This is a genomic window from Roseateles microcysteis (genome assembly GCF_036880965.1).
Lineage (GTDB): Bacteria > Pseudomonadota > Gammaproteobacteria > Burkholderiales > Burkholderiaceae_C > JAUASW01.
Genome location: NZ_JBAJMV010000001.1, coordinates 150,095 through 174,394 on the forward strand (window position 1 = coordinate 150,095; position 24,300 = coordinate 174,394).

Genomic DNA, 24,300 nt, shown 5'->3' on the forward strand with positions numbered 1-24,300 from the left:
GGCCACGAAGGCCGACGAGGGAGAGGCGATGAAGAAAATCCAGTTGTCCGCGGTCCTGCTGGCCAGCCTGTGGCTGGTCGGCGCCCAAGCACAAGAGGCCGCTCGGCCTGCTGAGGCGGCCGCTTCGCCGCCCGCCGAACGCGCCAAGGCAGCGAGCGCGCCGGCCGAGCGCCAGGTGGCGGCCGAGTCGGCTGTCCATTCGACCGGCCAGGTCACCATCAAGGGCAAGTCCGTGCCCTACAAGGTGACCGCCGGCACCCAGCCGGTCTGGGACAAGGATGGCAAGGTCGTGGCCTCGCTGTTCTATACCTACTACCAGCGCAGCGATGTGGCCAACAAGGACACGCGTCCGCTGGTCATGTCGTTCAATGGCGGCCCGGGCTCGGCCTCGGTGTGGATGCACATCGCCTACACCGGCCCCAAGATGCTCAACATCGATGCCGAGGGCTATCCGCTCCAGCCCTATGGCGTGCGCGACAACCCGCACTCCATCCTGGACGTGGCCGACATCGTCTTCATCGACCCGGTCAATACCGGCTTCTCTCGCATCCTGGACCCGAAGACCGACCGCAAGTTCTTCTTCGGCGTGAACGCCGACATCTCCTACCTGGCCGAATGGCTGGGCGCCTTCGTCTCTCGCAACGGCCGCTGGCAGTCGCCCAAGTACCTGATCGGTGAAAGCTACGGCACGAACCGGGTGTCAGGTCTTGCCAAGGAGCTGCAGAACAACCACTGGATGTATCTGAACGGCGTGATCCTGGTCTCGCCAACCGGCCTCGGCATCAAGCGCGAAGGCCCGGTGCGCGACGCCTTGAGCCTGCCCTACTACGCGGCAACAGCCTGGCACCACAAGGTGCTGCCCGTCGACCTGCAGCAGCGCGACCTCGCGCCGGTACTGGCAGAAGTGGAGGCTTTCACCCTCAATGAATTCATCCCGGCGCTGGCCAAGGGCGGCTTCATCGAGCCGGACCAACGCAAGGCCATGGCCGCCAAGATTGCGCGCTACTCGGGCCTGTCCGAGACGACGGTACTGCAGCACAACCTGGCCGTGCCGCCGTCCTACTTCTGGAAAGACCTGCTGCGCACGCGCGGCCAGACCGTGGGCCGGCTGGACTCGCGCTACCTGGGCATCGACCGCATGGAAGCCGGCAGTTCGCCCGACTACAACGCCGAGCTCACCTCCTGGCTGCACTCGTTCACGCCGGCGATCAACCACTACCTGCGCGAAACGCTGAAGTACAAGACCGACCTGAAGTACAACCTCTTCGGCCCGGTCCACCCCTGGGACAACAGCGACGACCAGACCGGCGAGAACCTGCGTCTGGCCATGGCGCAGAACCCCTATCTGCGCCTGCTCGTCCAGTCCGGCTACTACGACGGTGCCACCACCTATTTCGACGCCAAGTACACGATGTGGCAGCTCGACCCCAGCGGACGCATGAAGGACCGGATGGACTTCAAGGGCTACCGCAGCGGCCACATGATGTATCTGCGCTCGGAGGACCTGGCCACCTCGAATGAACACCTGCGGGAGTTCATCAAGAAGGCCACTCCGGCGCCCGGACAGGCAGCAAAGTATTGAAGGGTCAAATGACCACCGGCTCCGGCTCCAGCCGGATGCCGAAGCGGCCGTAGACGCTTTCCTGGATGGCCCGGGCCAGCGTCACCACCTCGGCGCCGCGGGCCTCGCCCTTGTTCACCAGGACCAGGGCCTGCTTTTCGTAGACAGCCGCACCGCCCACCGTCTTGCCCTTCCAGCCACAGGCATCGATCAGCCAGCCGGCGGCCAGCTTCACCGTGCCGTCCGGCATCGGGTAATGAACAATGTGCGGATCGCGGCCGATGATGTCGCGGCACTGCTCTTCCGTGACCACCGGGTTCTTGAAGAAGCTGCCGGCATTGCCGATGACTGCCGGGTCGGGCAGCTTGGCACGGCGGATGGCACAGACCCAGTCGAAGATCTGCTTCGCGTCCGGCGCCGTGATGCCGGTCTCGGCCATCTTGCGCTCCAGGTCCAGGTAGCCCAGCGAGGGCTGCCAGGGCTTGGGCAGGCGCAAGCGCACCTTGGTGATCACGCTCTTGCCGGCCAGGCCGCCAAAACCTGTCTGCTTGAACACCGAATCCCGGTAGCCGAAGGCGCACACCTCGGCCGGCAACACCGCCTTGCGGCCGGTGATCAGGTCGACCACTTCCACACTGTCCAGGCGGTCTTTCAGCTCGATGCCATAGGCGCCGATGTTCTGCACCGGTGCGGCGCCGGTGGTGCCGGGAATCAGCGCCAGGTTCTCCAGACCGGGATAACCCTGGGCAATGCTCCACGCCACGGCCTCATGCCAGGGCACGCCGGCGCCAACTTCCAGAATCCAGGCGTCCCGGCGCTCTTCAAGGAGACGGATGCCAGGGATCTCGATCTTCAGCACCACCGCCTCGACGTCTTTTGTCAGCACCAGATTGCTGCCACCGCCCAGCACGAACTTCGGCGCCAGGCCAAGCTCCGGGTGGTCCACGACCCGCCTCACATCGGCTTCCGAGCGAATGCGCACCAGACGCCGGGCCGTCGCCGGCAGGCCAAAAGTGTTGTAGGGCTTGAGGTTGACGTCGGATTCGATATCCAAAGCCAGTCCATTCGGGGGGTTCACAGGGGGGAGGGACATGGCAGAATTTTCCCCTGTTTCCCAATGCATTCAGCAGAAATCACCCAATGCCCAGTTTTGATACCGTTCTTGAGCCCGACATGGTCGAAATCCGCAATGGCGTCGACAACAGCGCCAAGGAGGTCGGCACGCGCTTCGATTTCAAGGGCACTGGCGCCCGCATCGAACTGAAGGACAAGGAAAAAGAGATCGTGCTGTACGGCGACAGCGATTTCCAGCTGGAGCAGCTCACCGCCGTGTTGATCGACAAGCTGACCAAGCGCAAGGTCGCGATCACCTATCTCGACATGGACGCCAAGGTCGAGAAGCTCGGCGGCGACAAGGTCAAGCAGGTCTACAAAGTCAAGGCCGGCATCGAATCCGACCTGGCCAAGAAGATCACCACTGCCGTCAAGAACAGCAAGCTCAAGGTGCAAGCCTCGATCCAGGGCGACACGGTCCGCATCACCGGCAAGAACCGGGACGACCTGCAGCAGGCCATCGCCCTGCTCAAGAAGGAGTTCGCCGAGACGCCGCTGTCCTACGACAACTTCCGCGACTGAGTCCTGCACACACCCGCCCCATGCGCTCCAGCCTGCCGCGCCTGATCCTGCTGCTGGGCGCCCTGCTCGGCCTGCAGGCGTCAGCCATGGCTGGCGTCAGTTTCAATGGCAGCCTGGGCAGCAAGGCAGCACTCCTCCTGATCGATGGCGAGGCCCGCACGGTGCAGCTCGGGCAGGTGGTCGATGGCGTCAAGCTGATCGCCATCCAGGACGACCGGGCCACGGTCGAGATCGACGGCCGCCGCCAGGTACTGGTGCTCGGCGCCTCGCCCGGCCGCTTGAACAACGCGGGGCCCGACAGTGCGCTCCCCAAGCAGATCATCCTCACGTCGGGCGCTGGTGGGCATTTCACGCCCCTGGGCAGCATCAACAACCATGCGGTCCAGTTCCTCGTCGATACAGGCGCCACTTCGGTTTCGATCACCCAGGCTGAAGCCGAGCGGATCGGCCTGCGCTATCGCAGTGGCCGCCGCGTGCTGACGCAGACCGCCAACGGCGTCGTGCCCGCCCACCTCACGGTGCTGGACTCCATCCGGGTCGGCGATGTGCTGGTGCGCAATGTCGAGGCCATCGTCATCCCCGGCGAGATGAGCCATGTGCTGCTGGGCAACAGCTTCCTGACGCGCTTTCTGATGAAGCGCGAGAACGATGTCATGACGCTGGAGCTGCGCTACTGAGGCGCCGCCACTGGGCCGCTTGCTGCCCATGCAAGAATCTCAAGCCACCACCTTCAATTGATCGGACCGCATGACGCGCCTGAAGCCACTCGCCTCGCTGCTCACTGCTGCCTTGCTGGCCGGCGCGTCGCCGCTGCTGCACGCGGCGGATACCAACGACAAGGCAGCCCGCTACTACGAGGACGCGCTGGCCCGCTACGAGAAAAAGGACATTGCTGGCGCGATCATCCAGTTGAAGAATGCGCTGCAGGTCAACAAGGCCATGCTGCCGGTCCAGGTGCTGCTGGGCAAGGCGCTGCTGGCGAACTCGGACCCTGTGGGTGCAGAGGTCGCCTTCAACGAGGCCTTGCGGCTCGGCGTCAGCAAGGTCGAGGTGATCGTGCCGCTGGCTGAGGCCTTGCTGGCCCAGGGCAAACACAATCAACTGGTCGAATCCCAGCAGTTCGAGGCAAGCAGCCTGCCCCGCGAGATTCAGCAGAGCCTGTTGCTGATCAAGGCACAGGCCTGGGGCGACCTCGGCCAAAGCGCGCGCGCGCTGCAGGCCCTGGATGAGGCCCGTCGCCTGACGCCCCAGGCTGCCGAGGTGTGGCTGGCCGAGGTGCCACAACGCATCCGGACACGCCAATTCAAGGAGGCCAACGCAGCCTTGGAGCAGGCGGCCAAGCTGGGCGACCAAGGTAGCCTGTTCTTCTTTCAGCGAGCCTCGCTGCTCCACGTTCAAGCCAAGCTGACCGATGCACTGGCGGCCTACGACAAGGTCCTGCAGCTGACGCCCGATCACACGGAAGCTGCCGTTGCAAGGCTGGGCATCCTGCTGGACCTGAACCGGGACAAGGATGCCCAACGCGACCTTCAGATGCTGCTGACCCGGGTGCCGGATGAACCGCGCGCCATCTACGTACAGGCCTTGCTTGCCGAACGGGCCAACGACATGGTGGCAGCCCGGAAGGCCCTGACCCAGATCACGGCACTGATGGATCCGGTGCCCCTCGAGTTCATTCGCTACCGACCGCAATTCCTGCTGCTGAGCGGCATGTCGCATTTTGGCCTGGGCAACATGATCAAGGCCAAGCCCTATCTCGAAGCAGCGCTTCGCGTTCAGGGCCCAAGCCCGATCGCCAAGGTACTGGCTCGCGTCTATCTGGAAGACAAGGCGCCTGACAAGGCGGTCGAGGTGCTGGAGTCCTATCTGCGCACGGCCCCTGGGGACGGTGGCGCCTTGACGCTGCTGGCGTCGATCCAGACCGCTCAGGGTCGTCATGCCAAGGCCACGAATCTGATGCGCGAAGCCCTGGCCAGCAAGGACAACCCGGCCTTTCGTACGGTGCTCGGCCTGAGCCTGCTGCGTGGCGGAAAGACAGACGAGGCGGTTCAGTCACTGGAACAGGCCTACAAGAAGGACCCTGGGCAGGCCTATGCCGGCTCCGCGCTGGTCACGCTCTATCTGCGCGGAGGCCAGGTAGCCAAGGCCGTCACAGCAGCCGACTCACTGGCACGGCGATTCCCGAAGAACGCCAGCGTGCTGGTGTTGCAGGGCACGGCTCTCACCCAGGCAGGAGACCGCAAGCAGGCCCGCCGCGCCTATGAAGCGGCATTGAAAAATGCACCCGGACTGGTCCAGGCCGAACTGGGCCTGGCTCGACTGGACATTGCCGACCGCGCCTTCCAGGCAGCCGGTACCCGACTGGAAGCATTGAACAGGGCCAACGACCGCGACGTCAACGTATTGATGGAGCTGGCAAACCTGGCCGAAGCGCAGAACAAGCGCAGCGAGCTTGAACGCTGGTTGACCAAGGCGGACGACGCAAGCGAGCTGTCTGAACTCCGCCCCCGCCTGGCCATGGTCCACAACCAGATTCAGAAGAGAGACTACCCGCAGGCCCTTGAAGCCTCCAAGAAGCTGCTGAGCAAGGCCCCCGAAGATGCGCAGGTTCTGACCCTTCATGGTCGAGTTCAACTGCTCAACGGCGACCTGGTGGGCGCTCGCAACACATTGTCGGCAGCCTCACGGCGAGCGGCAGTCGTTGTACCTACGCTGCTGGCAATCGCCGAATTGCAACTCGAGGCCAAGGATGTAGCCGGTGCCAACTATTCGGTCGAGAAGATCTTGAGCGTGGAGCCCAACCTGGTGCGCGCCCAGTCCCTGATGACCGGCGTGGAAATCATGCAGGGTGAACTTGGCAAGGCAGAGCGCCGCGCCCTGCAACTGACCCAGACACAGCCCAAACTGGCAGCCGGCCACCACCTGTTGGCTGATATCGCCCTGGCCAACCGCAAACCGGCCGCTGCACTGGACTCGCTGCGGCGCGCCCACCAGCTGGAACCTACCAATCTCAGCCTGTTGCGCCTCTTCAGCTTGCAGCAGAGCCTGGAGGGCCTGCGTCCGGCGTCACAGCCGGTGGAAGCCTGGCTCAAGCAGCACCCTCGCGACAGCCTCGTGCTGAAGGCCCTTGGCGATGCGCAGGCACGCAACAAGGCCTTCGACGCTGCCAGCAAGACTTATGAGCGCGCCTTGCAAGTCAACGCCAACGATGCCGAGGCCCTGAACAGCCAGGCTTCCGTGCTGCTCGCCCAGCGCAACACACGCTCGATAGCCTTGGCACAGCGAGCGGTGCAGCTGGACCCCGGCAATTCTCTCTACCTGGATACGCTGGGCTGGTCGGAGTTTCAGTTGGGCCAGGCCGAGCGCGCCTTGCCCCTGCTGCGCGACGCGCGCCTGCGCAACCCCGGCAATGCCGAAATTCGCACCCACCTGGCCGAGGTCCTGATCAAGCTCGGCCGCAAGGCTGAAGCGCGCGCGGAACTCGAGCCTGCCGCCGACAACAAGTTCGACAAGGAATCGGCGGCCCGGGCCAGCGCCCTGCTCCAGACCCTCAAGTAGGGGGAGCTATTTCCGTCGGAACAATTTACAGTCGCCTCAAAGCAAGCCCCAGATCCACCAGTAAGTCGTTGATTTTCATAGACTCCCAAACACTGGCCCACAAATTGCTTCTTGCAAGATCATCAAGCCGCGCAGCGATTGCAGGGCCCAGCTGGAGAATTTAATGAACAAACAAACCATGCGTCTCATCCTGGCAACCGTAACCAGCCTGCTCGGACTGGTGAGCACCCAGAGCGCGCAAGCCGCTACAACCTGGAACGGTTCCTGGAACTACAGCAATTGCTCGACTGCCTCGGTTTCCTACGGAAACAGCTACTCCTGCACCGATTCGATGGCCCCGGCCGATGCCAAGATGGGCATCACGGCATGGTCGTCCGATCTGAGCCCCTCAGTACAGAACTTCGTCGCAGCGGCCGTCGCCCCCTGGGGTAGCAGCGCCGGCTTCGGCATCGTCAACACCGAAGAATGCGCTGGCAAGTCCAATGCGTCGGGTTGGAACATCTGCGACCCGGGCACCGGCCCTCATGCAGCCGACAACGTCGGTCAGCTGGAAGGCTTCCTGCTCAACTTCACCAACCCTGGTGAGACCGTGTCTGTGGCCCTGAACAGTGTCACCATGGGCTGGAACGGTACCGACAATCCCTCCGGTTCCTATACCGACTCCGACATCTCGGTGTTCTACTGGGTTGGCGGCTCCGGTGGCCCGACCATGGGCTCGATCAGTTCCAGCGGCCTGCCGGCCACGGCTGGTTCGACGGCCAATGGCTGGAAGTTGCTCAACCACTACAGCAATGTGGGCTCGGCCGAACCCGACACCATGAGCTTCGGCAACACTGGCGCAGGTGCAGTCAGCTCCAGCTGGTGGTTCGTGAGTGCCTCCAACTCGGCTTCCGCCATCGGCAACGATGCCTTCAAGCTGCTGACGGTCGCTGGTACCGGCACCAGCACCGGCAAGACGCCGGAGCCGGGCTCCCTGGCCCTGGCTGGCCTGGCACTGTTCGGCATGGTCGGTCTGCGCCGCAAGGCCAAGCAGCAAGCCTGAGCGTCGCACCTCTGCGCTTCGCATGAATCGGCCCTTCGGGGCCGATTTGCTTTGGCGCTCCACAAAAATCGGCCCTGAAGGGCCGATTGCCATTAATGCGCCAGGTTTGCTGCTTCCTCGGCCTCGCCATAGATGCCAACAACGGGCGGCCGGCCTTGCTGCACGCTGCCGCGGTACATGCCCTCGGTATTGAAGGGCAGGCTGACGGCGCCGTCCTTGCTGACCGCTATCAAGCCGCCCTGCCCGGCCACACGGCCGAGTTTCTCGAAAACGACCCGGCGTGCTGCCTCGTCGAGGCTCAGCCCCGCATACTCCATCAGCGCACCCACCTCGCGCGCCGCAGCCACGCGAATGAAGGCCTCGCCGGTGCCCGTGCAAGACACGGCGCAGCTGTCGTCACTGGCATAGCAGCCCGCGCCTATCAGCGGTGAGTCACCCACGCGGCCCGGCAGCTTGTTGGTCATGCCACCGGTTGAGGTGGCCGCGGCCAGGTGGCCGGCCGCATCAAGCGCCACCGCGCCGACAGTGCCGAACTTCTTGCTCTCCATGATGGGCGTCGACGCCTGACCGTCATGATCCAGCAGCGCACCCGCCGCCTCGGCTCTGGCTCGGCGCAACTGTTCCAGCCGCTGCGGCGTGCCGAACCAGCCGGGATCGACCATCTCCATCCCGAGCTTCTCTACATAGGCTTCGGCGGCAGCGCCAATGAAGAGCAGATGCTCGCCGCGCTCCATCACCGCCCGAGCCGCCAGCACCGGATTGCGCACGCGGCTGACGCCGGCCACTGCACCTGCTGCGAGCGTGTGGCCGTTCATCACGCTGGCGTCGAGCTCATGTCGCTCGTCGGCCGTGTACACCGCGCCTTTTCCGGCATTGAACAGCGGGCATTCTTCCAGCCGTCGCACGGCTTCGCAGACCACATCCATGGCGCCTCTGCCATTCGCCAGCATCTGCTCGCCGGCTTGCAGGATGGTGCGCAATTCGGCGCGGTACTGCTGCTCCATCTCGGGTGACATCTTGCTGCGCAGCAAGGTGCCGGCGCCGCCGTGGATGGCAAGAACAGGTAGGGGCATGGCGTCGTGTCTCGAGCTTGTTGATGGCTGGGCAGTGTAGGCAAGCCCGCCCTGTCTCGACAGAGACAAGGAAAATGCGAACGCTCGTGCTAAAAATCGGCATCGCCCGCAGCATGCGGGTCGCAATGGATGGAGACGCCGTCATGGACCTGAACTTCACAGCCGAGGAACTGGCCTTCCGTGCCGAGATCCGGCAATGGGTGGCCGCCAATCTGCCGGCCGACATCAGCCACAAGGTGCACAACGCGCTGCGCCTCAACAAGGACGATCTGCAGCGCTGGGCCAAGCTCCTGGGCAAGCAGGGCTGGCATGGCTGGGCCTGGCCCAAGCAGTTCGGCGGCCCGGGCTGGAACGCGGTGCAGCGCCATCTGTTCGAAGAAGAATGCGCCCTGGCCGGCGCGCCCCGCATCGTGCCCTTCGGCCCGGTGATGGTGGCGCCGGTGATCATGGCCTTCGGCACGCCCGAGCAGCAGCAACGTCACCTGCCCGGCATCATGAGCGGCGAGGTCTGGTGGAGCCAGGGCTACAGTGAGCCAGGCTCGGGCTCGGACCTGGCCTCGGTCAAGTGCCGAGCAGAGCGCAAGGGCGACAAATACATCGTCAACGGTCAGAAGACCTGGACTACGCTGGGCCAGTTCGGCGACTGGATCTTCTGCCTGGTACGCACCGACAGCTCGGTCAAGCCGCAGGCCGGCATCAGCTTCCTCTTGATCGACATGAAGTCGCCCGGCGTCACCGTGCGCCCCATCATCATGCTGGACGGCGAGCATGAGGTGAACGAGGTGTTCTTCGACAACGTCGAGGTGCCGGCCGAGAACCTGGTCGGCGAGGAGAACAAGGGCTGGACCTATGCCAAGTACCTCTTGGCCCATGAGCGCACCAATATCGCCGACGTGAACCGCGCCAAGCGCGAGCTGGAGCGCCTGAAGCGCATCGCCAAGGCCGAGGGCGTCTATGAGGACTCGCGCTTCCGCGATCAGATCGCACTGCTCGAGGTCGACATCGTGGCGCTGGAAATGATGGTGCTGCGCGTACTCTCGGCCGAGAAGAGTGGCAAACAGTCCCTGGACGTGGCCGGCCTCCTGAAGATTCGCGGCAGCGAGATCCAGCAGCGCTATTCCGAGCTCCTGATGCTGGCTGGCGGGCCCTTCTCCCTACCCTTCATCCACGAGGCGATGGAAGCCGGATGGCAAGGCGATTACGTGGGCGCAGCGCATTGCGCGCCTCTCGCCAGCCACTACTTCAACTACCGCAAGACCACCATCTACGGCGGCTCCAACGAAGTGCAGCGCAACATCGTTGCCCAGACCGTTCTCGGTTGAATGTACAAGGAGACAAGCACATGGACTTCGATTTCACCGACGACCAGGAATCACTGCGCGACGCGGTGCGCCGCTGGGTGGACAAGGACTACGGCTTCGAGCACCGTCGCGGCATTGTGAAAGCCGGCGGCTTCTCGCGCGAAGCCTGGGATGGCCTCGTGGGCCTGGGCCTCACCGCATTGGCCGTCTCCGAGGAACACGGCGGCATGGGCTTCGGCCCCGTCGATGCCATGGTGGTGATGGAGGAGCTGGGCCGCGGCATCGTGATGGAGCCCTACGCCCAGGCCGGCCTGATTGCACCGTCCGTCCTTCGTCAAGCGCCGGCAGAGGTGCAGGCCGAATGGCTGCCCAAGATTGCTGGCGGCGAAGCCTTGATCGTCCTCGCTCACCAGGAGCGCGGCGCACGTTACAAGCTGGACAAGGTCACGGCGCGCGCCGACGGTCAAACAGTGACGGGCACCAAGAGCCTCGTCCCCTGCGGAGATCAGGCCGATGCCTTCATCGTGCCGGCCGACACCGGCGCTGGCATCGCGCTCTACCTGGTCCAGCGCTCGGCGAGCGGGGTGAGCACGCGTGGCTACAGCCTGCAAGATGGTTCGCGTGCGGCCGAGGTCAGCTTCGACAAGTCGCCGGCCACGCTGCTGGTGGGCCCGTCGCAAGGTCTTGCCGTTCTTGAGCTGGCGGTCGACGTCGGCATCGCCGCGCTGTGCGCCGAAGGCGTGGGAGCCATGGAGAAGCTGCTCGCCATCACGGTCGAATACATGAACACGCGCAAGCAGTTCGGTGTGGCCATTGCGAGCTTCCAGGCACTTCGCCATCGCATTGCCGACGTAAAGATGCAGCTGGAGCTGGCGCGCTCGATGAGCTACTTTGCCAGCTTGAAGCTCGGCGATGAACCCGCCGTGCGGCGCCGCGCGCTCGCGCAGGCCAAGCTGCAGCTGTGCAATTCGGCCCGCTACGTTGGCCAGCAGTGCACGCAATTGCATGGCGGCATCGGCGTGACCGACGAATACATCTCCAGCCACTATTTCAAGCGCCTGACCGCGATGGAAATGCAGTTCGGCGACAGCCTGCACCAGCTCGCCGAGGTCAGCGCCGGCATGCAGGATCAGGCTGGCGTGTTTGCCTGAGGCACCCTAGACTCCTTCGGACCACATCGGCCCCGAAGGAGTCTGGGATGAAGCATCTTGTCCGCCTCACTGTGTTCGGCCTGTTGAGCCTGCCCTTGCTTGTCCAGGCCCAAGGCATGAAGCCCGGCCTCTGGGAAATGACGCAGAAGCCCCAGCTCGACCCCGCGCAGCAAGCCAAGATGGAGCAGGCCCAGAAGCAGATGGCTGCCATGCCGGCCGAGCAGCGCAAGATGATGGAGCAGATGATGAGCCAGCGCGGCATGTCGATGAGCGCGATGGCTGGCGGCGTCATCAGCATCAAGACCTGCATCAGCAAGGAACAGGCCGAGCGGCACGAAATGCCGGTCAGCGAAAGCGGCCGCTGCAAGCATGACGTGCAGCGCAGCGGCAAGACGGTGAAAACGCACTTCGTCTGCACCGACCCCGCAACGGAAGGCGATGGCGAGTTCACCTTCGACAGCCCCGAGCACTACACCAACAAGCTGAGCATCAAGCGCGGCGACAAGCTCATGACCATCACAGGCGAAGCGCGCTGGCTGGGCGGCGATTGCGGCGATATCAAGCCTCACGGGGCGCACAAGCATTGATGGCGGCGCTGCTGAATTCGCTGGGCCCCATTGCCGGCCTGCGGGTCGGACATTTCACGGAAACGCGCCGCCCCACCGGCTGCACGGTGCTGCTTTGCGAGCAGGGCGCCGTTGCCGGCGTCGATGTACGCGGCGCAGCGCCGGGCACGCGAGAAACCGATCTCCTGCGCCCCGAGAATACCGTTCAGCAAGTGCACGCCATCCTGCTCAGCGGCGGCAGCGCCTTTGGTCTGGATGCCGCCAGCGGCGTGATGCGCTGGCTGCGTGAGCGCGGCCATGGCCTTCAGGTCGGGTCGGCCTGCGTGCCCATCGTGCCGGGCGCCGTGCTGTTCGATCTCTGGCTGGGCGATCCGAACATCACGCCCGATGCCGCCGCCGGCTATGCAGCCTGCGAGGCCGCCACGGTCGACGCGGTGATGGGTTCCATCGGTGCCGGCGCTGGCGCGACGGTCGGCAAGCTCTTCGGCCCACAGCAGGCGATGAAGGGGGGCATCGGCTGCGCCTCGTTGACACTGAACGGCATCACGGTCGCAGCGCTGGTAGCCGTCAATGCAGTTGGCGATGTGATCGACCCGGCATCGGGCCAGGTGCTTGCAGGTGCACGCGGCAGCAACGGCCAGCCGATCAACACCATGGCAGCCCTGAAAGCGGGCCAGTCCCCGGCGCAGATGCTCAAAGGCGCGAACACCACCATAGGCGTCGTTGCCACGAACGCAGAGCTGGACAAGGCCCAAGCCACCAAGCTGGCCCAGATGTCGCACGACGGCCTGGCTCGCACGATCAACCCGGTGCACACGCCCAGCGATGGCGACGTGATGTTTGCGCTGGCAACCGGTGGTGCCGGCTGCAGCGCCGATCTGACCTGGTTGGGGGCACTGGCAGCTGAAGTCACGGGCCAAGCCGTCTTGAGCGCGATTCGCAGCGCCACCGGCCTGCCTGGCCTGCCCGCAGCGGGCGAGCTTGGATAATGGCGCCATGCGCTTGTCACAGATTCTCTATTCCCAGGGCTTCGGCACCCGCCGTCTTTGCAACGGCCTGATCTACAACGACGAGGTCAAGGTCAATGGCGAGGTGGTCGATGATCCCGATGCTGAATTCGATCCCAAGGGCTTCGTGTTCGAGGTCAGCGGCAAGACCTGGCCCTTTTACGAGAAGGCACTCATCCTCCTGAACAAGCCGAGCGGCTATGAGTGTTCGCAAAAGCCCAAGCACCATCCGAGCGTGATGAGCCTCCTGCCCGGCCCCTTGCGCGAGCGCAATGTGCAGCCGGTGGGTCGCCTCGATGAAGACACGACCGGCCTGCTCCTGCTGACCGATGACGGCAGCCTGATCCACAAGCTCACCAGCCCCAAGCACCATGTGCCCAAGGTCTACGAGGCCCGCTGCAAGCACCCGCTGACCGATGAGCAGGTGCAACGCCTCCTGGACGGCGTCGAGCTGCGGGAGCCCGATGCGCCGGCGCACTACAAGCCCGAACCGGCACGCGCAGAAGGTGCGGAAAGGGTCGACGAGCATCTGCTGCGCCTGACCCTGATCGAGGGCAAATACCACCAGGTCAAGCGCATGGTCGCGGCCGTGGGCAATCGGGTCGAGGCACTGCATCGTCCCCAGTTCGGCGCCTTGACGATTCCGGCCGACCTGCCACCCGGCGGCTGGATCTGGATCGCCGACCCAGCACAGATTTCCCACTGATCCGGTGACGGCGCAGCGGCTGCGGCGCCCGCACCACGTTTCGGGGTTGTTCCTAGGCCGGGACTTCCAAGCGCTGTGCCGAAATGGCGCCCAGTGAGTTTGGGAGCTTGAGCCACCCGTCAGCACGCTGAGACCCGCCCCAAAACCTGGGCCGGCAGCAGACGGGCAAGAGATGCCGATGAGTGAAGCCCCCACGATGGGCCGAGGAACGCCGGGCCGCCTGGCCCAGATTGCCGAGCAGGTGCAGGCAGAGCGCATTGCCACGCTGTATGCCCTGAGCATGCCGCCGCTGCTGTTGGGCCTGTTGTTCAGCGGCTTTGCTGCGCTGATGCTGTGGCCACACCTGGCCGCCACCATTCTTGTGCCCTGGCTCGCGGTGCGCGCGGCGCTGGTGGCCGTGCGCTCCATCGATGTCTGGCGCTATCAGCGCCTGCGCCCCTCCGGCAGTGCCGCCCTGCCTTGGGAACGCCGCTACCTCGTCCTGATGGCGCTGGACGCGCTGTCCTGGGGCGCCATGGGCTGGTTCTTCCACACGCCGGCCGTGCCCGAATTGAACGGCATCGTGCTGGCCGCTGTGGTCGGCCTGGGTGCCATCGGTCTGATTTCGCTGGGCAGCCACTGGCGCGCCAACCTGCTGTTCTGCAGCCTGGCCTTTGCGCCCTCGGCAGCCTATCAATTGAACCTGGGCACTTCGACCGGCGTTTTCGTGGCCGGCGGCTTCGTGCTCTTTCTTGCCACGCTGACGCTCGAATCACGCCGGCTGGAAGCCCGCCACGACGAGCTCTTGCGCCTGCGCTTCGAGAACGCGCTGATCGCCGACGAGCGGCAGCAGGCGCTGCAATCGGCCGAGCATTCCAGCACCAGCAAGAGCCGCTTTGTGGCCATGCTGAGCCATGAGATCCGCACGCCGCTGAACGGCATCCTCGGCATGACCCAGTTGCTGGCCCGTGGCGACCTCGCTGCGCAGCAGCGCGAGCAGGTCGAGATCGTGCGCCGCTCGGGCCGCCATCTGCTGGCCCTGGTCAACGACATGCTAGACCTTGCGCGCATCGAATCAGGCAAGCTGGCGGTGGACGCCGGGCCGCTGGACGTGCGCGAAGTGGCGGGCGACGTGTGCGCCCTGCTGGGCCAGACGGCGCATGAAAAAGGCCTGTCCTTCGAACTGCAGATGAGCCCCGGCCTGCCCGCCCTGGTGCTGGGCGATGCCTCGCGCATCAAGCAGGTGCTGCACAACCTGATAGGCAATGCGATCAAGTTCACCGAGCGCGGCCAGGTGCTGGTCAAGCTGGGCACCGTTCTGGACATGCGCGCCGGCACGCTCCTGCGCTTTGTCGTGCAGGACAGCGGCGAAGGAATTGCCGCCGACCAGCTGGAACACATCTTCGCGCCCTTCGAGCAAGCGGCCGCCGGCCTGCGCCGCCAGGAGGGTGCAGGCCTCGGGCTGACCATCTCGCGCGAGCTGGCACGCGCCATGGGCGGTGATCTGTGCTGCAGCTCCACGCCGGGCGAAGGCTCGCAGTTCGAGTTCACCCTGCCCTTGCGCGCTGTCGTGCCCACCGCGGCCGAGCAAGCGGCCAATGACGAAGGTGACGGCGCCAAGCTCAGCGGCCACGTGCTCGTGGTCGACGACAGCGCGGTCAACCTGCTCGTGGCCTCGGCCATGCTGGAGGCGGGCGGCTTGCGTGTCGAACAGGCCGAGACCGGCATGCAGGCCTTGAGCCGGCTGCAATCGCAGCGCTTCGACCTGGTGCTGATGGACTGCCAGATGCATGGCATGGACGGCTTCCAGACCACCAGCCGCTGGCGAGAACTGGAGCTCGAGCAAGGGCTGGCGCGCCTGCCCATCGTGGCCCTGACCGCCAGCGCAGTGAATGGCGACCGCGACCGCTGCATCGCCGCCGGCATGGACGACTACCTGCTCAAGCCCTTCGAGCAGGGCGACCTGATGGCGGTGCTGGCACGCCACCTACGCGCCGGCGAGCGGCTGGCCGCCTGAAGTGCCGCCGCGGCCGACGATAATCGGCAGCATGCATGTCTTCCGAGGCTTTCACCACCCGGGCATCGCGTCCGAGTGCGCGCTGACCATAGGCAATTTCGACGGCGTCCACCGCGGCCACCAGGCCATGCTGGCACTGCTGCGTTCGGAGGCCAGGCACCGCGGCCTGCCATCCTGCGTGATGAGCTTCGAGCCGCATCCGCGCGACTATTTCGCCGCCCGCCTGGGCAAGCCCGAAATGGCGCCGGCCCGCATCGCCACCTTGCGCGACAAGCTCGGCGAACTGGAGCGATGCGGCATCGACCAGGTGATCGTGCTGCGCTTCGACGAGCGGCTCTCGAGCCTGCCGGCGCCGGACTTCATCGACAAGGTGCTGGTGCAAGGCCTGGGCGCACGCTATGTGCTCGTGGGCGATGACTTCCGCTTCGGTGCCAAGCGCCAGGGCGACTACGCGACGCTGGACGCCGCTGGCCGCGCCAAGGGCTTCGACGTGGCGCGGATGATGAGCTACGAGGTGCATGGCCTGCGTGTCTCCAGCTCGGCGGTACGCGAGGCGCTCGCGGCTGGCCGCATGGAAGCGGCCGCCGCCTTGTTGGGCCGCCCCTATTCGATCTCCGGCCATGTGGTCCACGGCCAGAAGCTCGGGCGCCAATTGGCCGAGTCGGCGCCGGGCGCATCCGATGGCTTTCGCACCCTGAACCTGCGCTTCAACCACGACAAACCGGCCGCACAAGGCATCTTTGCCGTGCGCGTTCATGGCCTTGCCGACGGGCCGGCGGATGGCGTGGCATCGCTCGGCGTTCGGCCCACTGTGGAAGATGCCGGACGGGTCCTTCTGGAGGTCCATTGCCTGGACTGGCCGGCCGAACTGGGGCCGGATGGGGCCTACGGTAAACTCGTGCGCGTGGAACTCTTGCACAAACTGCGCGATGAGGCCCGATTCGACGGCCTCCCGGCCCTGACCGAAGCGATTCGCCAGGACGTGGCGCAGGCACGCGCCTACCTGGCCCAAGAGGCCGCCTCCTACGTCAAGGTCAGTCGCCAGACCACGCGCGACCGAATTTGAAGCGGCCCTGTGCCGCTCCCGCTGCTTGCTGCCGGCGCGCCGACTCTTCGCGCGCCCTCCTCCTTACCGCGGGTCGTCCGGCCCGCCGCCTCTGATCGCACGCCATGACCGACGCCGCCAAGCCCGACTACCGCTCGACCCTGAACCTGCCCGACACCCCCTTCCCGATGCGCGGCGACCTGCCCAAGCGCGAGCCGGGCTGGGTCAAGCAGTGGGAAGAGCAAGGCACCTACCAACGCCTGCGTGACGCCCGCGTCGGTCGGCCCAAGTTCGTCTTGCATGATGGCCCGCCCTACGCCAATGGGCAGATCCACATCGGCCATGCCGCCAACAAGATCCTGAAGGACATGATCGTCAAGGCCCGCCAGCTGGAAGGCTTTGACGCGGCCTACATCCCCGGCTGGGATTGCCATGGCCTGCCGATCGAGAACCAGATCGAGAAGACCTTCGGCCGCGGCCTGCCGCGCGATGAAGTGCAGGCCAAGAGCCGCGCTTATGCCGGCGAACAGATCAATGCGCAGCGCGAAGACTTCAAGCGCCTGGGTGTGCTCGGTGAATGGAGCAACCCATACCGCACGATGGACTTCAAGAACGAGGCCGGCGAGATCCGCGTCCTGAAGCGCCTGTTCGAGCGCGGCTTCGTCTACCGCGGCCTGAAACCCGTCTACTGGTGCTTCGACTGCGGCTCCTCGCTGGCCGAGTTCGAGATCGAGTATGCCGACAAGCAGTCGCCCGCGGTCGATGTGGCCTTCCTGAGCGCAGAGCCAGAAAAGCTCGCTGCGGCGTTCGGCTTGAGTTCGCTCTCGAAAGAGGCATTCACGGTCATCTGGACCACGACCCCCTGGACCATCCCGGCCAACCAGGCGCTCAACCTCAACCCCGAGCTGAGCTACGCGCTGGTGGACACGCCACGCGGCATCTTCATGGTGGCCGAGGCCCTTGTCGAGAAATGCCTGGCCCGCTGGAAGCTGGAAGGCTCGGTGCTGGCCACGACGGTCGGCAAGAACCTCTCGATGCTGAAGTTCAAGCATCCGCTGGCGCATGTCGACGCGGGCTACGACCGCGAAAGCCCTGTCTACCTGGCCGACTACGCCACGGCCGAAGACGGCACCGGCGTCGTGCACTCGGCACCCGCCTACGGCCTGGACGACTTCCAGAGCTGCGTCTCGCATGGCATGGCCTTCAAGGACATCCTGAACCCGGTGCAAGGCAATGGCGCCTACGAGGCCGAGCTACCGCTGCTCGGCGGTCTGCACATCTGGAAAGCGAACCCGGTGATCGCCGAGGCGCTGGAGAACGCGGGCCGACTGCTTTCGCACGTCAAGATCACCCACAGCTATCCGCATTGCTGGCGCCACAAGACGCCGGTGATCTACCGCGCTGCCGCCCAGTGGTTTGTGCGCATGGATGACGGCGATGGCCTGTTCACGCAGGACAAGGCGCCGAAGAGCCTGCGCCAGACAGCGCTGGAAGCGATCGACGCGACGAGCTTCTACCCGGAGAACGGCCGCGCGCGTCTGCGCGACATGATCGCCGGCCGGCCCGACTGGTGCATCTCGCGTCAGCGCTCCTGGGGCGTGCCATTGCCCATCTTCCTGCACAAGGACAGCGGCCTGCCGCATCCGCAGACCCTGGAATTCATCGAGCGTGCCGCGCAGCTGGTGGAAGCCGGCGGCGTGGAAGCCTGGGCCAAGCTGAACCCTACTGACTGGCTCGGCGCTGAAGCTGAGCAGTACAGCAAGGGCAGCGACATCCTGGACGTCTGGTTCGACTCCGGCTCGACCTTCCAGCATGTCCTGAAGGGCAGCCACGCCGGCGCCGCTCATGCTGAAGGCCCGGAGGCTGACCTCTACCTCGAAGGCCATGACCAGCATCGCGGCTGGTTCCATTCCTCCTTGCTGATCGCCTGCGCCCTGTATGGCCGCGCGCCGTACAAGGGCCTCTTGACGCACGGCTTCGTCGTGGACGGCCAGGGCCGCAAGATGAGCAAGTCGGTGGGCAACGTGGTGGCGCCGCAGGCAGTGAGCGACAAGATGGGCGCGGAGATCCTGCGCCTGTGGACGGCCGCGACCGACTACTCGGGCGACCTGGGCATCGACGACAAGATCCTGGCTCGCGTGGTGGACGGCTACCGCCGCATCCGCAACACCTTGCGCTTCCTGCTCGCCAATGTGGCGGACTTCGATGCCAGGAGCGATGCCGTGCCGCTGGAGAAGATGCTCGAAGTGGACCGCTATGCGCTGGCGCGCGCTGCCGAGTTCCAGGCCGAGGTCCTTTCGCACTACCAGCGCTACGAGTTCCATCCGGTGGTGGCCAAGCTCCAGGTCTATTGCTCGGAAGACCTGGGCGCCTTCTACCTGGATGTGCTGAAGGACCGGCTCTACACGACGGCACCAAAGAGCCTGGCGCGCCGCTCCGCGCAAACCGCGCTGTGGCAGATCACGCATGCAATGCTGCGCTGGATGGCACCCTTCCTGAGCTTCACGGCCGAGGAAGCCTGGCAGACCTTCGATGGCGACCATGCGGGCAAGAGCATCTTCGTCGAGACTTACTGGCAGTTCGACAGCGGTGCTGACAACGCAGCGCAATTGGCCAAGTGGAGCCGCATCCGCGAGATCCGCGAGGCGGTCAACAAGGCCATCGAGGCGGTGCGCACGACCGGCGCTGTCGGCTCATCGCTGCAGGCCGAAGTTGCCCTGGGCCTGCCAGCCGACGATCTGGCCTTGCTGCAGAGCCTCGGCGAAGACCTGCGCTTCGTGCTGATCACGTCGGCCGCGACGATTGCCGCAGCGCAAGAGCTGAGCATCAATGTCACGCCTTCTGCGAACCAGAAGTGCGAGCGCTGCTGGCACTACCGCGCCGACGTGGGCGCCAACGTGGCGCACCCGACGCTTTGCGGCCGCTGCGACAGCAATCTGTACGGCGACGGCGAGGCCCGCAGCATCGCCTGAACTCGTGTTCTGACGACACTGCAAGGAGCAAGGGCGCCCTCGTGGCGCCCTTCTTCATGCCCTCACGGAAAGGCCGGTACGTTGGGCTCCAGGCCCTCGAAATGCGCTTCCGGATGGGTGCGCTCCAGCAGCTCCTCGATGTCGGTGACGCGGGTGCGCGGCACGTCGACCATCAGGAGGTACTGGCCTTCGGCAATCTGTTTCTCGAAGCGCTTCAGACGGCGGCTTGGCGTGGAGCTGCCGATCATGCTGGACGACCAGGTGCCGAGCACAGCACCCAGGCCGGCCAGGGCGATCACGACGGCCTGCGGAGCCGCGCCCGTGCCGGTGAGCACATAGGCAGCCACCACACCGCCGGCGGCGCCGAGACCGGCACCGACCAGCAGACCGGTCTGCGCGGCTTCGACGAGGTCGGAGGTTTGCAGGATGTTGGCCGCATGCAGGCCGGTCATGTCCGAACCGTCCTCGGCGACGAAGTGGATATGACGATCCGAGACCCGGGCCAGCAGCAGCTCGTTCATCGTCTTGCGGGCTGCGTCAAGGTCGGGCAGCAACCAGTAGATGCGTTTGCGCATTGAACTCTCCTAGCCCCGGAGGTTGGGCGGCACGCGCCGCGTGACCGGGTGCGACCGTTTTACTCCTCGCCTTGACACTGCGCAAGACCGGGGGCGCGGGGGAAAACGCTACAGTAGCGGCCACTTACGCAGCTGCGCCAACCGAATCCCTTCCGTTCACCTGCCCATGGCCTTCAAACCGAGTAGTTCGCCCCGCCTGATCCAGTGGCTGATGATTGCCCTGCTCGTGATCATCACCGATCAGCTGACCAAGGTGCTGATCGTTTCCCAGTTCCAGTACGGCGACAGCCGCTTCGTCACCAGCTTCTTCAACCTGGTGCGCGCCCATAACACCGGCGCCGCCTTCAGCTTCCTGGCCCATCACGACGGCTGGCAGCGCTGGTTCTTCGTCGGCCTGGGTTTCGTGGCCACAGGCTTCATCCTCTGGCTCCTGCGTCGCCACGGCCACCAGACGCTGTTCGCCTGGGCACTCTCGCTGATTCTCGGTGGCGCGCTGGGCAATGTGATCGACCGGCTCTGGCACGGCTATGTCGTGGACTTCCTGCAGGTCCATGCGGGCGGCTGGTACTTCCCGGCCTTCAATGTGGCGGACAGCGCGATCACGCTGGGTGCCATCCTCTTGATCCTGGACGAATTGCGCCGCGTCAAGCGTGGCTGAGCGCACGCAGCGGGTTGTGCAACAAGAGCCAGGGCTGCTGGAAACTACGCTGGTGCAGGCACCAGTCCCGACCTAGGCTGCCACGCAAGGAGGCGCATGCGCGATGGCAGAACCTGGCAATGACAGCGGTGGTGGCGACGACAAGGCAGTCCCGATTTCGGCTTTCGATCTGCCCTTGAACCGGCTCGGTCTGAGCGCGCCATTGCACTGGCTGGCGCTCGGCTGGCGGGACTTCCGTCTTCAGCCGACCATCGGCCTGTTCTTCGGCTTCTGCTTCGTGGCCATGGGCTGGGCACTCCTCGAAACCTACCAGCGCTCGCCCGCCTGGATTCTCTGGCTCTCGGCCGGTTTCCTCCTGCTGGGGCCGCTGCTGTGCATGGGCCTCTACCAGGTCAGCTTGCGGCTTGAACGTGGCGAGAAACCCTCGCTGGTCGACGCACTGACCGCCTGGCGCACCCGCACCGCGCAACTTGCCATCTTCGGCTTCGCGCTGCTGATTCTTGAAATGCTCTGGGGCCGATCCGCCCTCGTCGTATTCGCGGTGAGTTTCGAGGGCATGCCCGAGCTGGGCGGCTCGCTCGGCAAGTTGCTGGACCCCGAGAATCTCGGCTTCCTCGTCAGCTACCTCTGCGTCGGTGCTGTGTTTGCCGGGCTGATCTTCGCCATCAGCGTGATCTCGATACCGATGATCCTTGATGAACAGGTCGATGCCATCACCGCCGCCCTCACGAGCCTGCGCCTGTGCCTGACGCAGCCGGGCGTGATGCTGGTTTGGGGCGCCCTGATCACCGTGCTCGTGTTGCTGGCCATGCTGCCAGGCTTTGCAGGCCTGCTGGTGCTCGGACCCGTGATCGGCCATGCCAGCTGGCATGCCTACCGTGCGGCCGTCGGCACGCGATGAAGCCTCCCACTCACAAGCTGTCTCAGTTGGAGGCCTCAAATACGCGCCACAATGCGCGCTGCCGCACCGACCACCCATGCTTGATTTCTCCAGCCTGACGCACTATGACTGGCTCGACACCCCGATGTGGGTGTTCGACCCCAAGGCCGAGCGCAATCTCTGGGCCAATGCGGCTGCGCTGAGCTTCTGGCAGGTGGAAAGCGCCGAGATGTTCCTCTCGCGCAACTTCCAGGATCCGACCGAAGCAGTGCGCGAGCGTCTGGCCGTCACCGCGGCCGACCATGCCCAGGGCAAGATCGTGCGCGAGCAATGGACGCTCTACCCCAAGGGCAAGCCGACCACGGTGATGCTGGCCTCGCGAGGCATCCAGACACCGGACCGCCGCGTGGTGATGCTGATGGCGGCCCAGTCCCTGCCCCACGGCACCGACAAGAGCATGCTGCGCGGCGTCGAAGCCTTGCAGCACACCACTGCCCGTATCGCCATGTTCAGCCTGCGCGATGGCCAGGCGCTTTTTCTCAACCCGACGGCTGCCCAGGCCTTCGGCGTGCAGGCCGAGGCCGGCGCTCTGGGTTTTGCCGACGTGTTCGCCAGCCCCGACCTGGCCTCGCTGATTCGCCGCCACGTGCAAGGCGGCAAGAGTTTTCAGGCCGAGCTGGAACTCAATACCGTCGACGGCATTCGCTGGCACAGCATTGACGCACGGCCGATGCGAGACCCCGTCAGTGGCGACCCGGTGCTGCAGTTCAACGCGCGAGACATCAACGACTTCCGTCTGGCGCAACAGGCGCTGACGGTCGCACGCGAAACAGCGGTGGCCGCCAGCCAGGCCAAGAGCACTTTCCTGGCCAACATGAGCCACGAGATCCGCACGCCCATGAACGGCGTGCTGGGCCTGACCGAGCTGGTGCTGCAGACCCAGCTGGATGATCGTCAGCGCAGGTTCGTGCAGATGGCGCATGACTCGGCCAGGTCGCTGATGGGCCTGATCAACGACCTCCTGGACGTGGCCAAGATCGAAGCGGGCAAGGTGGCCATCGAGCACCAGCCCTTCACGCTCTACGACTGTCTGCGCGATACGACCCAGCCGCTGCAACTGCAGGCACAGGAAAAAGGCTTGATCCTCGGCTCGCGCATCCAGCCGGGCGTGCCGCCCTATCTGGTGGGTGATGCACTTCGGCTGCGCCAGGTCTTGACCAATCTGGTCGGCAATGCGGTCAAGTTCACCGAGCGCGGCGAGATCCGCATCGAGGTGCGCCGCCTTGACGAAGGCCGCGCTGGCAGCGGGCCGGAGCCGGTGCACCTGAGCTTCTCGGTCAGCGATACCGGCATCGGCATGAGCCGCGACCAGATCGCGCGCATCTTCGACCCGTTCACGCAGGGCGACGCCAGCATCACGCGGCGCTTCGGTGGCACGGGCCTGGGCTTGACCATCGTGCAGCGTCTGGTCGCGCTGATGGGCGGGCGCGTGCACGTGGAAAGCCAGCCCGGCACCGGCAGCAGCTTCAGCTTCGAGATCACGCTGATGCGCGGCCTCGATCCGACGCTGGCCGCTTCAGACGAGAAGAACGCCTGAGCCCACCGTCGTTCGAGCTTCCAGCTCGCGATGCGCCTGCGCCACCTCGGCGAGCGCATAGCGCTGCGACACGTGGATCTTGACCTTGCCGCTCACCACCATTGCGAACAGATCGTCCGCCATGGCCTGGCTCGCTTCGCGCGAGGCCAAGTGGGTGAACAGCGTCGGCCGCGTCAGATAGAGCGAGCCCTTGGCTGCCAGCAGGCCGGTATTGACCGGCGGCACCACGCCCGAGGCATTGCCGAAGCTGACCATCAGGCCGAAGGGGCTCAGGCAATCGAGCGAGCCCTCGAACGTGTCGGCGCCCACCGAGTCGTAGACCACCTTCACGCCGCGGCCTTGCGTGATCTCTCGCACCCGCTCGGGGAACTTCTCCTTGCGGTAATTGATCGCAACCGCCGCGCCGTTCTCGACAACCAGCGCACATTTCTCGTCTGAGCCCGCCGTGGCAATCATCTGCAGGCCCAGCGCGCGTGCCCATTGGCAGGCAATCAGACCCACGCCACCCGCGGCGGCATGGAAGAGCACCTGATCGCCCGCTTGAAGCCCGCCTTGCGGCAGGGTGCGGCGCAAGAGGTATTGAGCCGTGAGGCCCTTGAGCATCATGGCGGCGCCGGTCTCGAACGAGATCTCGTCCGGCAAGCGCACCACCGAACGTGCCGGCATCACGCGCGCGGTGCAATAGGCGCCGATGGGCTGGCTGGCATAGGCCGCACGGTCGCCCACGCGCAGATGCGTGACGCCCTCGCCCACCGCCTCGATCACACCGGCGCCTTCCATGCCCAGGGTCTGCGGCAATTGCAGCGGGTAGACACCGCTGCGGTGGTAGATGTCGATGTAGTTGAGCCCACAGGCGTGGTGACGGATGCGGATCTCGCCGCCCCCCGGCTCGCCCACTTCGACCTGCTCAAGCTTCATCTGCTCGACGCCACCGGCCTGGTGGATCCGTACTGCGGTCTCTGTTGCCATCGCGGCTG

The 24,300-nt window shown here is 65.3% G+C and carries 20 protein-coding genes; 16 read left to right on the top strand and 4 right to left on the bottom strand.

All coding sequences use genetic code 11. From position 1 onward, the window contains the following. The first annotated feature begins 28 nt into the window (after positions 1 to 28). On the top strand, positions 29 to 1,582 hold the full coding sequence (locus tag V3596_RS00665; RefSeq protein WP_334275652.1) for a S10 family peptidase: 1,554 nt from the start codon (positions 29 to 31) through the stop codon (positions 1,580 to 1,582). A 4-nt stretch (positions 1,583 to 1,586) separates the two neighbouring features. Here V3596_RS00665 and murB read toward each other — a convergent pair whose 3' ends face one another. Then, on the bottom strand, positions 1,587 to 2,615 hold the full coding sequence (gene murB, locus V3596_RS00670) for a UDP-N-acetylmuramate dehydrogenase (RefSeq protein WP_395385896.1): 1,029 nt from the start codon (positions 2,613 to 2,615) through the stop codon (positions 1,587 to 1,589). A gap of 86 nt (positions 2,616 to 2,701) precedes the next feature. Between murB and V3596_RS00675 the strand changes: the two genes are divergently transcribed. From V3596_RS00675 to V3596_RS00690, 4 genes are all read left to right on the top strand, one after another. Then, the gene (locus tag V3596_RS00675) at positions 2,702 to 3,196 is read left to right on the top strand and encodes a YajQ family cyclic di-GMP-binding protein (RefSeq protein ID WP_334275654.1); all 495 of its coding nucleotides are present in this window, start codon (positions 2,702 to 2,704) and stop codon (positions 3,194 to 3,196) included. Positions 3,197 to 3,216: 20 nt separating this feature from the next. Then, positions 3,217 to 3,873, top strand: coding sequence for a retropepsin-like aspartic protease family protein (locus V3596_RS00680; protein ID WP_334275655.1), 657 nt, complete (start codon positions 3,217 to 3,219; stop codon positions 3,871 to 3,873). Positions 3,874 to 3,943: 70 nt separating this feature from the next. Further along, entirely contained in the window at positions 3,944 to 6,754 is a 2,811-nt protein-coding gene (gene prsT / locus V3596_RS00685; RefSeq protein WP_334275656.1) for an XrtA/PEP-CTERM system TPR-repeat protein PrsT, read from the top strand. 163 nt (positions 6,755 to 6,917) lie between these two features. Next, positions 6,918 to 7,796: a PEP-CTERM sorting domain-containing protein gene (locus V3596_RS00690; RefSeq protein WP_334275657.1), complete on the top strand. Its 879-nt coding sequence runs from the start codon at positions 6,918 to 6,920 to the stop codon at positions 7,794 to 7,796. 92 nt (positions 7,797 to 7,888) lie between these two features. Here the strand turns inward: V3596_RS00690 and V3596_RS00695 are convergent, their stop codons facing one another. Further along, the gene (locus V3596_RS00695; RefSeq protein WP_334275658.1) at positions 7,889 to 8,869 is read right to left on the bottom strand and encodes an isoaspartyl peptidase/L-asparaginase family protein; all 981 of its coding nucleotides are present in this window, start codon (positions 8,867 to 8,869) and stop codon (positions 7,889 to 7,891) included. Between the two features lie 143 nt (positions 8,870 to 9,012). Between V3596_RS00695 and V3596_RS00700 the strand changes: the two genes are divergently transcribed. The 8 genes from V3596_RS00700 to ileS all read left to right on the top strand — a co-directional run bounded on the left by V3596_RS00700 (position 9,013) and on the right by ileS (position 19,613). After that, positions 9,013 to 10,191 carry an acyl-CoA dehydrogenase family protein gene (locus V3596_RS00700; RefSeq protein ID WP_334275659.1) on the top strand — a complete coding sequence of 393 codons (1,179 nt, stop codon included), beginning with the start codon at positions 9,013 to 9,015 and terminating at the stop codon, positions 10,189 to 10,191. Between the two features lie 20 nt (positions 10,192 to 10,211). Next, entirely contained in the window at positions 10,212 to 11,321 is a 1,110-nt protein-coding gene (locus V3596_RS00705) for an acyl-CoA dehydrogenase family protein (RefSeq protein ID WP_334275660.1), read from the top strand. A gap of 47 nt (positions 11,322 to 11,368) precedes the next feature. After that, a complete protein-coding gene (locus V3596_RS00710) occupies positions 11,369 to 11,908 on the top strand; it encodes a DUF3617 domain-containing protein (protein ID WP_334275662.1) in 540 nt (179 codons plus the stop codon). Continuing rightward, positions 11,908 to 12,876, top strand: coding sequence for a P1 family peptidase (locus V3596_RS00715; RefSeq protein WP_334275663.1), 969 nt, complete (start codon positions 11,908 to 11,910; stop codon positions 12,874 to 12,876). The genes V3596_RS00710 and V3596_RS00715 overlap by 1 nt, the downstream gene beginning before the upstream one ends. A gap of 7 nt (positions 12,877 to 12,883) precedes the next feature. Beyond that, a complete protein-coding gene (locus tag V3596_RS00720) occupies positions 12,884 to 13,600 on the top strand; it encodes a pseudouridine synthase (RefSeq protein WP_334275664.1) in 717 nt (238 codons plus the stop codon). 178 nt (positions 13,601 to 13,778) lie between these two features. Then, positions 13,779 to 15,596, top strand: a complete 1,818-nt coding sequence (locus V3596_RS00725; RefSeq protein WP_334275665.1) for an ATP-binding protein — start codon at positions 13,779 to 13,781, stop codon at positions 15,594 to 15,596. Between the two features lie 31 nt (positions 15,597 to 15,627). Next, a complete protein-coding gene (locus V3596_RS00730) occupies positions 15,628 to 16,662 on the top strand; it encodes a bifunctional riboflavin kinase/FAD synthetase (RefSeq protein ID WP_334275666.1) in 1,035 nt (344 codons plus the stop codon). Between the two features lie 104 nt (positions 16,663 to 16,766). After that, positions 16,767 to 19,613, top strand: a complete 2,847-nt coding sequence (gene ileS / locus V3596_RS00735; protein ID WP_334275667.1) for an isoleucine--tRNA ligase — start codon at positions 16,767 to 16,769, stop codon at positions 19,611 to 19,613. 62 nt (positions 19,614 to 19,675) lie between these two features. Here the strand turns inward: ileS and V3596_RS00740 are convergent, their stop codons facing one another. After that, the gene (locus tag V3596_RS00740; RefSeq protein WP_334275668.1) at positions 19,676 to 20,188 is read right to left on the bottom strand and encodes a DUF1269 domain-containing protein; all 513 of its coding nucleotides are present in this window, start codon (positions 20,186 to 20,188) and stop codon (positions 19,676 to 19,678) included. Positions 20,189 to 20,354: 166 nt separating this feature from the next. On the opposite strand from V3596_RS00740, the gene lspA reads away from it, so the two are divergent. From lspA to V3596_RS00755, 3 genes are all read left to right on the top strand, one after another. Beyond that, positions 20,355 to 20,846: a signal peptidase II gene (lspA, locus tag V3596_RS00745; RefSeq protein WP_334275669.1), complete on the top strand. Its 492-nt coding sequence runs from the start codon at positions 20,355 to 20,357 to the stop codon at positions 20,844 to 20,846. 103 nt (positions 20,847 to 20,949) lie between these two features. After that, positions 20,950 to 21,747, top strand: coding sequence for a DUF2189 domain-containing protein (locus tag V3596_RS00750; protein WP_334275670.1), 798 nt, complete (start codon positions 20,950 to 20,952; stop codon positions 21,745 to 21,747). 76 nt (positions 21,748 to 21,823) lie between these two features. Next, positions 21,824 to 23,323: an ATP-binding protein gene (locus V3596_RS00755; protein ID WP_334275672.1), complete on the top strand. Its 1,500-nt coding sequence runs from the start codon at positions 21,824 to 21,826 to the stop codon at positions 23,321 to 23,323. Here V3596_RS00755 and V3596_RS00760 read toward each other — a convergent pair. Further along, positions 23,303 to 24,292, bottom strand: coding sequence for a quinone oxidoreductase family protein (locus V3596_RS00760; RefSeq protein WP_334275673.1), 990 nt, complete (start codon positions 24,290 to 24,292; stop codon positions 23,303 to 23,305). The two genes, V3596_RS00755 and V3596_RS00760, sit on opposite strands and share 21 nt — an antisense overlap. Positions 24,293 to 24,300 lie beyond the last annotated feature (8 nt).